This window comes from Streptomyces sp. NPDC001100, from assembly GCF_053598575.1.
In genome coordinates, this window is sequence record NZ_JBSFKO010000001.1 from 325,434 (window position 1) to 338,020 (window position 12,587).

Genomic DNA, 12,587 nt, shown 5'->3' on the forward strand with positions numbered 1-12,587 from the left:
CCGGGGAGGCGACGACACGATGAGTACGCCGCTGTACCAACTGAAGGCCGAGTTCTTCAAGACGCTCGGCCACCCGGCCCGCATCCGGGTCCTTGAGCTGTTGAGCGAGCGCGAGCACGCGGTGGCGGAGATGCTGCCCGAGGTCGGCATCGAGGCGGCCCACCTGTCGCAGCAGCTGGCGGTGCTGCGGCGGGCGAACCTGGTCGTGACCCGCAAAGAGGGCTCGACCGTCTACTACTCGCTGACCAGTCCGGACATCGCCGAACTGCTCCGGGTCGCCCGCGGCATCCTGTCCGGCGTGCTCGCCGGGCAGGCCGAACTCCTCGCCGACCTCCAGGCCGCCCAGACCCAGGCGAAACCGCCGTCATGACGATGGCCATCAATCGGCTGCCGCCTCCCGGGAGTTGACAGCGCTCTGGGGGAAACCCGGGCCATGGACGGTGTGCCAAGTGGCCGCCCATATGTTCAACCTCGGCGCTACGAACGGGTCTTGAGGCCGTCCAGGGTGAGATCCAGCAGGCGTTCGGCCTGCTCTCGTTGTTCGGGATTCGCCGAGGTGAGGGCGATGCCCGCGAGGGCGGCACCCATGTCGGCCGGGCTGATGTCGGTGCGGATCGCCCCGGCGGCCAGGCACGCGTCCATCAGGTCGGTGATGGCGGCCTGGATCATGTCCCGACTGCGACCGTAGGGGTTCTCTCCCGTGGCGGCGATGGCGCGCAGGGCGTCTGCCATGCCGAGTTTGGCGGTCACGTAGTCCAGGAAGAGACGTGTCCAGGCACGCAGGGCTTCGAAGGGCGGGTGTGCCGCGAGCAGGCCGGGCACGGCGTCGCACAGCTGAGCCACCTCGTTGCGGTACGCCGCCTCGATCAGGGCTTCCCGGGTCGGGAAGTTGCGGTACAGGGTCGCGCTGCCGACGCCCGCTTCCCTGGCGATGCGCTCCAGGTGCGCGTCCAGTCCCTCCTCGGCGAACACGCTCACCGCGGCCTTGAGGATCTTGTCCCGGTTGCGTCGCGCGTCGGCTCGCAACGGGCGCTGCGCATCTGTGCTCATCGGAGGCTGTCGTCCCCTCTTCGCTCTTGTCGGGTTTGCTAAACGGGGGCGCGCCCACTTAGGCTCCATCTAAATGGAGGCGCCTCCAGTTCCACTGTAGGTCATGGTCTGACCTGCGTACATTTCGTAGCGAAGGACTGCTGATCATGACAGGAATCGCAGGCAAGGTAGTGGCGATCACAGGTGCCAGCAGCGGCATCGGCGCAGCCACGGCGACGTATCTCGCCGAAAAAGGGGCCCGGCTCGTGCTCGGAGCCCGACGCGAGGACCGGCTGCACGCGGTGGTGGACCAGATCGTCGCGCAGGGCGGCTCCGCCGTCGGAGTCGTCATCGACGTGACCCGCCGCGAGGATCTCAAACTCCTCACGGACACGGCGGTCGATCGGTTCGGCCGACTCGACGTCCTGGTCTCCAACGCCGGCACGATGGCGGTGTCGCCGTTCGACGAGCTGCGCCAGGACGACTGGGACGCGATGGTCGCGACACACATCACCGGTCTGCTGAACGGCATCGGGGCGGCACTGCCCGTCTTCCGGCGTCAGCGTTCCGGCCAGTTCGTCAACGTGGCCTCCACCGCTGCCTACGTCGTGAAATCCCCTCAGGGCGTCTACGCGGCCACGAAGACGGCGGTCAAGGTACTGACCGAGGGGCTGCGGCAGGAGTCGGGGCCGCACCTGCGCGTCACCCTCGTCTCACCCGGGTTCACCGACACCGAGGGGGTGGGCAAGGGGGCAAGCCCCGAGACGGCGGCGGCGCTGGTCCGACAGCGCGACGAGATCGCCATCCCGCCCTCCGCCATCGCGTCCGCGATCGGTTTCGCGATCGAGCAGCCCGCCGGCATCGACATCAGCGAGGTCGTCGTCCGGCCCACGGTGCAAGCCTGACGGCGATGCGGTCGCGGCACTGGATGGGCCGTTGATCCTCCGGAATCTGCGCGGTGATGCCTGCGTGCTCTTCGGCGCCGGTGTGTTGCCCAGGCGCGCGGTCCAGGGGTCGTCGGAGCGCATCCAGGCCGGCGGGTTCGGCGGCAGGTCGGCCGTACCGGCGCCACGCGGACGCCGCGCGCCGCCACGCCCGCACCTGCCGCCGTGACACGCGCACACCGCCGACGACCTCACCGCCGATGTCGTCGCCCGCAGGCTCCAGGCGGTGCGCGGTGGCTCCCGGCCCGAGCACTCGCCGCTTCGACCGTCGCCACGACCGACCGGTACGTCCTCGGCGCGGAGAACGACGACCGCAGCCAGGTGAGCGCCGAGGCCCAGGAACGGACCCGACCCCCCTCTCCGCCTCGGGTGAAGTTCCCGCCCCGACGCGTAATGTGAAGCAGCATGAAGATCCTGATCAGCGCCGACATGGAGGGTGCCACCGGCGTCACCTGGCCCGCCGACGTGCTGCCGGGGACACCGCAGTGGGAGCGGTGCCGCTCGCTGTTCACCTCGGACGTGAACGCCGCCGTCCTCGGCTTCTACGACGGCGGCGCCGACGAGGTCCTCGTCAACGAGGCGCACTGGACCATGCGCAACCTGCTCCTTGAGCGGCTCGACGAGCGGACGCAGCTGCTCACCGGACGGCACAAGTCGCTGTCCATGGTGGAGGGCGTGCAGCACGGCGACGTCGACGGCATCGCGTTCGTCGGCTACCACGCGGGCGCCGGCATGGAGGGTGTCCTCGCCCACACCTACCTCGCGAACTCGATCACCGGGGTGTGGCTGAACGACGTCCGCGCGAGCGAGGGACTGCTCAACGCGCATGTCGTCGCCGAGTACGGGGTACCGGTGATCCTGGTCACGGGTGACGACGTGGCCTGCGAGGACGCCCTCGGGTACGCGCCCGGGGCGCTGAAGGTCGCCGTCAAGGACCATGTGTCGCGATACGCGGCCGTGTGCCGGACACCGGCGAGGACGGCCGCCGACATCCGCGCGGCGGCGAAGGAGGCGGCGAAGCTGGCGGTCCGTCAGGAACCGGTGCGGGGAGGGCCGTTCACCCTCGCCCTCGAATTCGACGCCGAGCATCTCGCGATGGCCGCCACCGTCGTGCCCGGTGTCGAGAGGGTCGGGGAGCGGAAGGTGGCGTACACCGGCGACACCATGTACGAGGGGATCCGAACCTTCAAGGCGGTCACCACGATCGTCTCGGCCGCGGTGGAGGAGCAGTATGGCTGACATCGACGCGCGGGCCCTGGACGAGGTCGTCACCTTCGCCTCGGACCTCATCCGCATCGACACGACCAACCGGGGCGGCGGCGACTGCCGGGAGCGCCCCGCCGCCGAGTACGCGGCCGAACGACTGGCCGGCGCGGGCCTCGAACCCACCCTCCTGGAACGTTCCAAGGGTCGCACCAACGTCGTCGCCCGCATCGAGGGCACCGACCCCTCGGCGGACGCGCTGCTCGTCCACGGTCACCTGGACGTCGTACCGGCACAGGCCGAGGACTGGACCGTGCACCCCTTCTCCGGCGAGATCCGCGACGGCGTCGTGTGGGGGCGCGGCGCCGTCGACATGAAGAACATGGACGCGATGATCCTCGCCGTCGTCCGTGCCTGGGCCAGAGCGGGCGTACGGCCGCGCCGCGATCTCGTCATCGCGTTCACCGCCGACGAGGAGGCCAGCGCCGAGGACGGCTCCGGCTTCCTCGCCGACCGGCACCCCGGCCTCTTCGAGGGCTGCACCGAAGGCATCGGCGAATCGGGGGCGTTCACCTTCCACGACGGCGGCGGCCGGGAGATCTACCCCATCGCCGCCGGCGAACGCGGCACCGCCTGGCTGAAGTTGACCGCGCACGGCCGGGCCGGCCACGGCTCCAAGGTCAACCACGAGAACGCGGTGACCCGCCTCGCCGCCGCGATCACCCGCATCGGCGAGTACGACTGGCCGCTACGGCTCACCCCGACCGTCCGCGCGGCCCTCACCGAACTCGCCGCCCTGTACGGTCTCCAACCCGACCTCGACGACATCGACCTGCTGCTCGCCAAGCTCGGCCCGGCGGCGAAACTCTGCGAGCCGGTCGTCCGCAACAGCGCCAACCCGACCATGCTGAACGCCGGTTACAAGGTCAACGTGATCCCGGGCGAGGCCGTGGCCTACGTCGACGGACGCTATCTGCCGGGCGGCGAGGACGAGTTCCGCACCACCCTGGACCGCCTCACCGGACCCGACGTCGACTGGGAGTTCCACCACCGCGAGGTCGCCCTCCAGGCCCCCGTCGACTCGCTGACCTACGCTCGGATGCGGGCCGCCGTCGAGGAGTTCGCACCCGAGGGACATGTGGTGCCGTACTGCATGTCCGGCGGCACCGACGCCAAGCAGTTCTCCCGCCTCGGCATCACCGGCTACGGCTTCGCACCACTGAAGCTCCCCGAGGGCTTCGACTACCAGGCGCTGTTCCACGGAGTCGACGAACGGGTCCCCGTCGAGGCACTCCACTTCGGCGTCCGAGTCCTGGACCGCTTCCTGAGGACTGCCTAGCAAGTGGGGGAGAACATGCGGACGTCGGCATACGGCTCGTGGCCCTCGCCCATCGACGCGGCGCTCGCCGCCGCGCACGACGGACACCCCGAGTTCGTCGGATTCGTCGGTGACGAGGCCTGGTGGACCGAACCACGGCCCACCGAGGCCGGCCGCCGCACCCTGGTGCGCCGCCGCGCGGACGGCTCCCAGGAGTCGGTGCTGCCCGCGCCCTGGAACGTCCGCAGCAGGGTCATCGAGTACGGCGGACGGCCCTGGGGTGGAACGGTCCAAAACGGCCAACCCCTCGTGGTGTTCGTCAACTTCACCGACCAGCGCCTCTACCGCTACAAGCCGGGGAGCGAACCCGAGCCTCTGACGCCGCTCTCTCCCGTGGGCGGCGGGCTCCGCTGGGCGGAACCGCAGTTGCGCCCGGACCTGGGTGAAGTGTGGTGCGTTCTTGAGGAGTTCACCGGCGAGGGGCCCGGTGATGTGCGGCGCGTCCTGGCCGCCGTACCGTTGGACCGGTCCGCCGCCGAGGACCGGCATGCCGTACGCGAACTCACCGACGACCGGCACCGGTTCGTGTCCGGTCCGCGTGTCTCGCCCGACGGGCGGAAGGCCGCCTGGCTCGCCTGGGACCATCCCCGGATGCCGTGGGACGGGACGGAGCTGCTGCTCGCCGAGGTGGCGGACGACGGCACGTTCGGCGAGCCGCGGGTCGTGGCCGGCGGGCCCGAGGAGTCGATCGCGCAGGTCGACTGGGGGTTCGACGGCTCACTGCTGTACGTGAGCGACCGCACCGGCTGGTGGAACCTGTACCGCGACCACCAGCCGCTGTGCCCACGCGAGGAGGAGTTCGGCGGCCCGCTGTGGAAGCTCGGTCATCGCTGGTTCGCACCGCTGGAGAGCGGCCCGATCGCCGTCGTGCACGGCCGGGGCGCCGCACTGCTCGGCGTGCTGGACCCGGAGACCGGTGAGGTCGTCGACGCGGCAGGCCCCTGGACCGAGTTCACGTCCGCCCTCGCGGTGCACGGCGACCGGATCGTCGGCGTCGGCGCCAGCCCGCGCAGCGCCCACGAGGTCGTCGAACTCGACACCCGCACCGGCAGAGCACGGGTGATCGGCGCCGCCCACGACGACCCGGTGGACCCCGCGCACTACCCCGAACCGCAGATCCGCACCTTCACCGGACCCGCCGGACGCGACATCCACGCCCACATCTACCCACCGCACAGCCCCGGTTGGACCGCTCCGGGTGACGAACTGCCGCCGTACGTCATCTGGGCGCACGGCGGACCCACCAGCAGGTCGGCACTCGTCCTGGACCTGGAGATCGCCTACTTCACCTCCCGGGGCATCGGCGTCGCCGAGGTCAACTACGGCGGCTCCACCGGGCACGGCCGGGAGTACCGCAACCGGCTGCGCGAACAGTGGGGCGTCGTCGACGTCGAGGACTGCGCCGCCGTTGCCGTCGCCCTCGCCGACGAGGGCACCGCCGACCGCGCCCGGCTCGCCGTCCGGGGCGGCAGCGCGGGCGGCTGGACCAGCGCCGCCTCCCTGGTGACGACCGACGTCTACGCCTGCGGCACCGTCATCTATCCCGTCCTCGACCTCGCCAACTGGGCCTCCGGGGAGACCCACGACTTCGAGTCGCGGTACCTGGAGACCCTGGTCGGACCCCTCGCCGACGTGCCCGCCCGGTACACCGAGCGCTCACCCGTCGAGCACGCCGACCGCATCACCGCGCCCTTCCTGCTGATGCAGGGCCTGGACGACGTGATCTGCCCGCCCGTCCAGTGCGAACGCCTCCTGGAACGGATGCGGGGACGCCAAGTGCCGCACGCCTACCTCGCGTTCGAGGGCGAGGGCCACGGATTCCGCCGCGCCGACACCATGATCCGCGCCCTGGAGGCCGAACTCTCCCTGTACGCACAGGTCTTCGGCATCGACCCGCCGGACATCCCCACCCTGGAGCTCAGCACGTGACCGCACTCGTCAGGCCGTCCCGACTCGCCCCCGGCGCCCGCGTCGCCGTCGTCGCGCCCAGCGGGCCGGTGTCCGAGGAACGCCTTGAGGCAGGCCTGGACATCCTGCGCGGCTGGGACCTCGACCCGGTGGTGGCACCCCATGTCCTTGACCGGCACGGCGAGTTGGGCTATCTGGCCGGTACGGACGCCGACCGCGCCGCCGATCTGCAGAACGCCTGGTGCGATCCGACCGTGGCCGCCGTCCTGTGCGCCCGCGGCGGCTACGGCGTGCAGCGCATCGTCGACCTGCTCGACTGGGAGGCGATGCGCGCCGCCGGACCGAAGGTGTTCGTCGGCTTCAGCGACCCCACCGTCCTGCACCAGGCGTTCGCCACCCGGCTCGGCCTGGTGACCCTGTACGGGCCCGCCGCGGCCGGCGCCGACTTCGTCAAGAACGACCGAACCCAGGAGCAGTTGAGGGCGACCCTGTTCCACCCGGAGTCCGTGCAGAGCATCCGGGCCGTCCCGGGCGGCGGTGGTGCGCTGGTGCCCGGGCGGGCCCGGGGCGTCACCCTCGGCGGCTGTCTGGCCCTGCTCGCCACCGGCCTCGGCACCCCGCACACACCGGCCGGCGCGCGCGGCGGACTGCTCGTCATCGAGGACGTCGGCGAACAGCCGTACCGTATCGACCGGATGCTCACCCAACTCCTGCGCAGCGGCTGGCTGGACGGCGTCACGGGCATCGCGCTCGGCTCCTGGTCCGGCTGCGGACCTTACGAGAAACTGCGCCCGGTGTTCGTCGACCGGCTGGGCGGGCTCGGGGTGCCCGTCGTCGAGGAGTTCGGGTTCGGGCACTGCGAAGGGGCGCTCACGATACCGCTCGGGGTGGCGGCCGAACTGGACGCGGACACCGGCACGTTGACGCTGGACGAGCCCGCGCTGCGGTAGCCGTACGCCTTGTGAACCACTGTCGCGCAACACCCTTTGCTCTCTGTCGGGTTGTCCTCAGCGTGGAGGTCCCCTTTGCCCCGCCGTGTCCCCGGAATCCGCACCGCGCTGGCTCTCGCGCTCAGCTTCACCGGCCTGTTCGCCCTCGCCGGCCGCGCCGCAGCGACGGACCAATACACCGTCACCGCGCTGAAGTTCACCGTCCGCGCGGGCGGCCGGGACTGCGCGGTCGACGCCGACCTGTACCGGCCCGCGGGCGTGGACCGCGCCCACCCCGCGCCCGCCGTACTGGCGACCAACGGCTTCGGCGGCAGCAAGTCCGACGGGTCCACGGACGCCATCGGCAGGACCTTCGCGCGGCGCGGCTACGTCGGACTCGTCTACTCCGGGCTGGGTTTCGGGAAGTCTGGGTGCCTCATCTCGCTGGACGACCCGGACATCGACGCGGCGGCCGCGTCGGGACTGGTCGACTTCCTCGCGGGCACACGCGCCGCGGACGACGGGACCAGGGCGGACTTCGTGACCCACGACGCGAAAGGGGACCCGCGGGTCGGGATGATCGGCGGATCGTACGGCGGCGCGATCCAGTTGGCGACGGCCGCCGTGGACCACCGGGTGGACGCGCTCGTCCCGATGGTCACCTGGCACGACCTGGCGTACTCCCTGGACCCCAACAATGGCGGGAGCGTGCCGGGAGTCTTCAAGTGGCAGTGGTCCAACGCCTTCTACCTCATGGGCGAGGCCCAGCCCCTGACCGTGCCGGGCCTCGACCCGACCCGGATCAACTCCCTCGCCTGCGTGCACTTCGTCAGCAAGGCCTGCGCCCTGATCCACACGCTGAACTCCGGGAGCTATCCGGCGAATGCGATGGCGGATGTGCTCGGGTACGCGCACAGTGTCTCTCCGGTGTCGTATCTGAAGAAGGTCAAGGCGCCGACGCTCCTCGTCCAGGGGCAGGCCGACAGCCTGTTCAACCTCAACGAGGCGACGGCGACGTACAGGACGCTGAAGGCACAGGGGACCACGGCGAAGATGATCTGGCAGTCGTGGGGGCACAGCGGCGGGGCGACGGCCGGTGAACTCGACCTCGCTCAGGGCGACTTGGCGTCGAGCTATGTCGGGCGGCGGATCGCGGCCTGGTTCGACCGCTATCTGCGCGGGCGGACGGACGTGGACACCGGACCGGCCTTCGCCTACTACCGCGACTGGATCACGGACCCGGCCCGTACCTACGCCACGGCCGGCCAACTCCCCGCGCCGGACAAGAAGTTGTACCTCTCCGGCGACGGCAGGCTGGCGGACGACCGGGCGAAGGTGGCGCGCGGCGGCCGCGAATACGCCAACAGGCCTGGTCCCACGAGCCATTCGGAGAACTCGGTGAGCGGGATGACCGGCCTGCCGGACCCGGCGCCGTACGACACCCGTGGTACCTGCCTCGGGTGGACCGGTCCACCCCTGAACCGCCCGACGGACGTCGTGGGCGCGCCGAAGGCGACCCTCAAGGTCGACTCCCCGGCCGCGCGGCGCGTGCAGAACTCCGGCGACGCCGCCGACAAGCTCGTCCTCTTCGCCAAGCTCTACGATCTCGCCCCCGACGGCACCGCGACCCTGGTCCACCGGCTGGTCGCCCCGGTCCGGATCCCGGACGTCACGAAGAGCTTCACGGTCACCCTGCCGGGGATCGTGCACCGGTTCGCCAAGGGGCACCGGCTGCGGTTCGTGATCGCGGCGAGCGACGACGCGTACACCGGGAACCGGGGGATCAAACCGGTCACGGTGGTCAGCTCGCCGCGGGACACGGGGGTGCTGGAGCTCCCGGTCGTCGCGGACTGAGTCTCACCGTGCGTGATGACCGATTCGGGCTCACCCTGGAGACATGAGCCCGAAGACCACCGAGAGCGGTGGGCGGACCGGCCAGCGGGAACGCCTGCTGACGCCCGCCCGGATCACCGTTCTGCTGCTCGCCGTCCTGGCCCTCGTCTTCATCTTCGAGAACACCCGCGCCACGAGGATCCGCCTGCTGATCCCCGAGGTCACCATGCCGCTGTGGATGGCACTGCTGGCCACGGCGATCATCGGCGCCCTCTGCGGGGCCTATTTCATGCGACGGCGCCGCCGACCCTGACTAGGGTGACGGGATGCCGCATGCCACTTCCCGTTATCTCGCCCAGGGCCCCCGCGTGGGGATACGTCACTTCACCTACGAGGACGGTGCCGAGTTCACCGCACGGGCCCGGGAGAGCAAGGATCTGCACCAGCCGTGGCTGTTCCCGCCGGCGAGCGGGGACGCGTACACCGCCTATGCGGGACGGCTGATCGAGGATCCGGCCAAGGCCGGATTCCTCGTGTGCGAGCTCGACGGCGGGGGCATCGCCGGGTTCATCAACATCAACAACATCGTGCAGGGCGGCTTCCAGTGCGGTGCGCTGGGATACGGCGCCTTCGCGCACGCGGCCGGGCGCGGGCTGATGCGCGAGGGGATGAACCTCGTGGTGGACCACGCCTTCGGGCCGATGCGGCTGCACCGGCTCGAAATCAATGTGCAGCCCGGCAACGCCGGGTCGATCGGTCTCGCCCGCAGCTGCGGATTCCGGCTCGAAGGCTTCTCACCGAAGATGATCTACATCGACGGCGCCTGGCGCGACCACGAGCGCTGGGCGCTCACCGCCGAGATGCGGACTTCCGGTTGACCTTCATCGTGTCCAGGTCCGTCACCGTCGACTTCAGGTCGCGGAAGCCGTAGCCGAGGCCCTGCAACGCGGTCTCGGCGCGGTCCTCCGCGAGCGCCGCCGCCATCTCCTCGCCGTCCGCCGCGTCCGACACCACCACATACCGCCACGAGAAGTGCTTGAGCGGCGACGGTTCGTAACTGAGCGAGCCCTCCTCGGTGAACCGCATGCTCAGCATCCCGTGCTCCGGGGCCTCGCCCAGCAGCCGCTGCCGCGCCTCGTCCGTCAGCGCGTCCCAGGTGCCCCGGACGATCACCCGGTACGTGTGCTGCTCGCCCATCCGCCGTTCCACTCCTCGCTCCGTGCCGTCGATCGCCCGACTCTACGTCGACGGGGACGAACCGCACGCGGAATTTCCCGCCGCCTCCGCCTTTGCGGAATCCTGACCGGCGGCGCCCCTGGCCACCGCACCGGTTGCCGGGTTCCATGGTGATCGTGACGACGATCCGACGTGAGGTACTGACCCTGCCCACCGCGGAGTTGGGTCCGGACAACCCGCTGCCCCCACTGCGTCCGCTCGACGAGGCACACCGTATCGACGACCGCGACCGCGAGGACCTGCCCCGCGACATGGCCCGCCAGATCGGCTACGAACCCCTCCGCAGCCTCCTCCCCGTCCGCGTCCGCGACGGCTACGACAGAGACCGCGCCCCCCGCGAGCTGGACGCCCTCGTGATCGAGAACGACCGGCTGCGCGCCACCGTGCTGCCCGCCCTCGGCGGCCGCGTCGCCTCCCTCGTCCACAAACCCACCGACCGCGAACTCCTGTACCGCAACCCGGTGTTGCAACCCGCCAACTTCGCTCTCAACGGCGCCTGGTTCTCCGGCGGCATCGAGTGGAACATCGGCGCCACCGGCCACACCACCCTCTCCTGCGCACCCCTGCACGCCGCCTGCGTCCCCGCCCCCGACGGCGGAGAGATGCTCCGCCTGTGGGAGTGGGAACGGTTGCGCGACCTGCCGTTCCAGGTCGACCTGTGGCTCCCGGACGGCTCCGACTTCCTCCACGTCGGCGTCCGCATCCGCAACCCGCACGAGCGGCCCGCGCCCACCTACTGGTGGTCCAACATCGCCGTGCCGGAGGAACGCCGCGTCCTCGCACCGGCGTCGGAGGCCTGGCACTTCGGCTACGAGCGGCGACTGCGCCGGGTGCCCCTGCCGTCGTACGACGGAGTGGACCGGTCCTATCCCCTCAACAGCCCCTACGCCGCGGACTACTTCTACGAGATCCCGGACGCACGGCGGCGCTGGATCGCCGCGCTCGACGAGGACGGGCACGGGCTGGTGCACACGTCCACCGACGCACTCCGGGGCCGCAAACTCTTCGTGTGGGGCACCGGCAGCGGTGGCCGCCGCTGGCAGGAGTGGCTCACCGAACCGGGCACGGGCGGCTACTGCGAGATCCAGGCGGGCCTGGCCCGCACCCAGTTGGAGCACATACGGCTCGACCCGGAGAGCGAGGTGTCCTGGCTGGAGGCCTACGGTCCGCTCGGCGCCGAGGCTGAGGGGGAGTGGACCGCCGTGGTGGACCGTGCCGAGGCGCGGCTCGAAACCGCCCTGCCCCGAGCCGACCTGGACGCCGCCCACGCCGCCTGGAAGCCGTACGCCGACACCGAACCCGGCGAGCTCCTCGCCACCGGCTCCGGCTGGGGCGCCCTCGAAGTCCTGCGCACCGACTGGAAGTTGCCCGGCACCCCCTTCGACGAGTCCACGCTCGGCGAGGCCCAGGCGCCCTGGGCGGCGCTGTTGCGCAGCGGTGCGCTGCCCGAGCCGCGCCGGGTCCGGCCGCCCGGCGAGACCCTGGTCGCCCAGCACTGGCGGGACATGCTGGAGACGGCGCCCGCCACTCCGCTCACCGAGTACCACCTCGGCGTCGCGCAGTGGCACGCGGGCGATCGGGCGCAGGCGGTGCGCAGTTGGGAGCGGGCCCTCGAACTCGCCCCTTCCCTCTGGCCGTTGCTGCGCTGTCTCGCCGTCGCGGACCAGGAGGCGGGCAACCACGAGCGGGCCGCCGACCGCTACACCGAGGCCTTCGCCGACCTGTGCCACGAGCGGCGCGACGCCGGCGAGAGCTGGACCGCCGCCACGGCCGCGCTCGGCCGCGAGGCCGTCGAGGCGCTGCTGCGGGTGCGACGGGTGGCGGACGCCCGCGCCGTCTGGGAGATGCTGCACCCCGCCACCCGCGAACGCGGCCGATTCCTGCTGCTCCAGGCCGAGTTGCTGCTCGCGGAGGGACGGCGCGACGACGCGTGGGCGGTCTTCGCGGACGGCTTCGAGGTCGCCGACCTGCGCGAGGGCGCCGAGTCGATCGGCCGGCTCTGGTCCCGCCTCACCGACGAACCACTGCCCACGCGCTACGACTTCCGGATGCGGCCGGAAACGCCCTGAGGCGAGGCGAGGCGAGGCGAGGCGAGGCGAGGCGAGGCGAGGCGAGGCGAGGCGAGGC

The 12,587-nt window shown here is 71.2% G+C and carries 12 protein-coding genes; 10 read left to right on the forward strand and 2 right to left on the reverse strand.

Annotation, left to right across the window (positions count from 1 at the left end):
* Positions 1 to 19: 19 nt before the first annotated feature.
* On the forward strand, positions 20 to 370 hold the full coding sequence (locus ACWDEW_RS01480) for an ArsR/SmtB family transcription factor (RefSeq protein WP_450508478.1): 351 nt from the start codon (positions 20 to 22) through the stop codon (positions 368 to 370).
* Positions 371 to 477: 107 nt separating this feature from the next.
* Here the strand turns inward: ACWDEW_RS01480 and ACWDEW_RS01485 are convergent, their stop codons facing one another.
* Positions 478 to 1,050 carry a TetR/AcrR family transcriptional regulator gene (locus ACWDEW_RS01485; protein ID WP_450508480.1) on the reverse strand — a complete coding sequence of 191 codons (573 nt, stop codon included), beginning with the start codon at positions 1,048 to 1,050 and terminating at the stop codon, positions 478 to 480.
* Positions 1,051 to 1,196: 146 nt separating this feature from the next.
* On the opposite strand from ACWDEW_RS01485, the gene ACWDEW_RS01490 reads away from it, so the two are divergent.
* From ACWDEW_RS01490 to ACWDEW_RS01525, 8 genes are all read left to right on the forward strand, one after another.
* Positions 1,197 to 1,934 (forward strand): SDR family oxidoreductase, encoded by a 738-nt coding sequence (locus ACWDEW_RS01490; RefSeq protein ID WP_450508482.1) that lies wholly within the window; start codon positions 1,197 to 1,199, stop codon positions 1,932 to 1,934.
* Positions 1,935 to 2,378: 444 nt separating this feature from the next.
* Complete coding sequence (locus ACWDEW_RS01495; protein ID WP_450508484.1) at positions 2,379 to 3,212, forward strand: M55 family metallopeptidase; 834 nt, start codon at positions 2,379 to 2,381, stop codon at positions 3,210 to 3,212.
* Positions 3,205 to 4,515, forward strand: coding sequence for a M20/M25/M40 family metallo-hydrolase (locus ACWDEW_RS01500; protein ID WP_450508486.1), 1,311 nt, complete (start codon positions 3,205 to 3,207; stop codon positions 4,513 to 4,515). The genes ACWDEW_RS01495 and ACWDEW_RS01500 overlap by 8 nt, the downstream gene beginning before the upstream one ends.
* 15 nt (positions 4,516 to 4,530) lie before the next feature.
* Complete coding sequence (locus ACWDEW_RS01505; RefSeq protein ID WP_450508488.1) at positions 4,531 to 6,483, forward strand: prolyl oligopeptidase family serine peptidase; 1,953 nt, start codon at positions 4,531 to 4,533, stop codon at positions 6,481 to 6,483.
* Positions 6,480 to 7,412: a S66 peptidase family protein gene (locus tag ACWDEW_RS01510; RefSeq protein WP_450508490.1), complete on the forward strand. Its 933-nt coding sequence runs from the start codon at positions 6,480 to 6,482 to the stop codon at positions 7,410 to 7,412. Before ACWDEW_RS01505 ends, ACWDEW_RS01510 begins: the two co-directional genes overlap by 4 nt.
* A 75-nt stretch (positions 7,413 to 7,487) precedes the next feature.
* Complete coding sequence (locus ACWDEW_RS01515) at positions 7,488 to 9,245, forward strand: CocE/NonD family hydrolase (protein ID WP_450508491.1); 1,758 nt, start codon at positions 7,488 to 7,490, stop codon at positions 9,243 to 9,245.
* 43 nt (positions 9,246 to 9,288) lie between these two features.
* On the forward strand, positions 9,289 to 9,537 hold the full coding sequence (locus ACWDEW_RS01520; protein WP_381255699.1) for a LapA family protein: 249 nt from the start codon (positions 9,289 to 9,291) through the stop codon (positions 9,535 to 9,537).
* A gap of 13 nt (positions 9,538 to 9,550) precedes the next feature.
* Positions 9,551 to 10,102 (forward strand): GNAT family N-acetyltransferase, encoded by a 552-nt coding sequence (locus tag ACWDEW_RS01525; RefSeq protein WP_450508493.1) that lies wholly within the window; start codon positions 9,551 to 9,553, stop codon positions 10,100 to 10,102.
* On the opposite strand, the gene ACWDEW_RS01530 is transcribed toward ACWDEW_RS01525, so the two are convergent.
* Entirely contained in the window at positions 10,074 to 10,421 is a 348-nt protein-coding gene (locus tag ACWDEW_RS01530) for a DUF6204 family protein (RefSeq protein WP_450508495.1), read from the reverse strand. The genes ACWDEW_RS01525 and ACWDEW_RS01530 overlap by 29 nt on opposite strands.
* 146 nt (positions 10,422 to 10,567) lie before the next feature.
* On the opposite strand from ACWDEW_RS01530, the gene ACWDEW_RS01535 reads away from it, so the two are divergent.
* Positions 10,568 to 12,529 (forward strand): DUF5107 domain-containing protein, encoded by a 1,962-nt coding sequence (locus ACWDEW_RS01535; protein ID WP_450508497.1) that lies wholly within the window; start codon positions 10,568 to 10,570, stop codon positions 12,527 to 12,529.
* Positions 12,530 to 12,587: the final 58 nt, after the last annotated feature.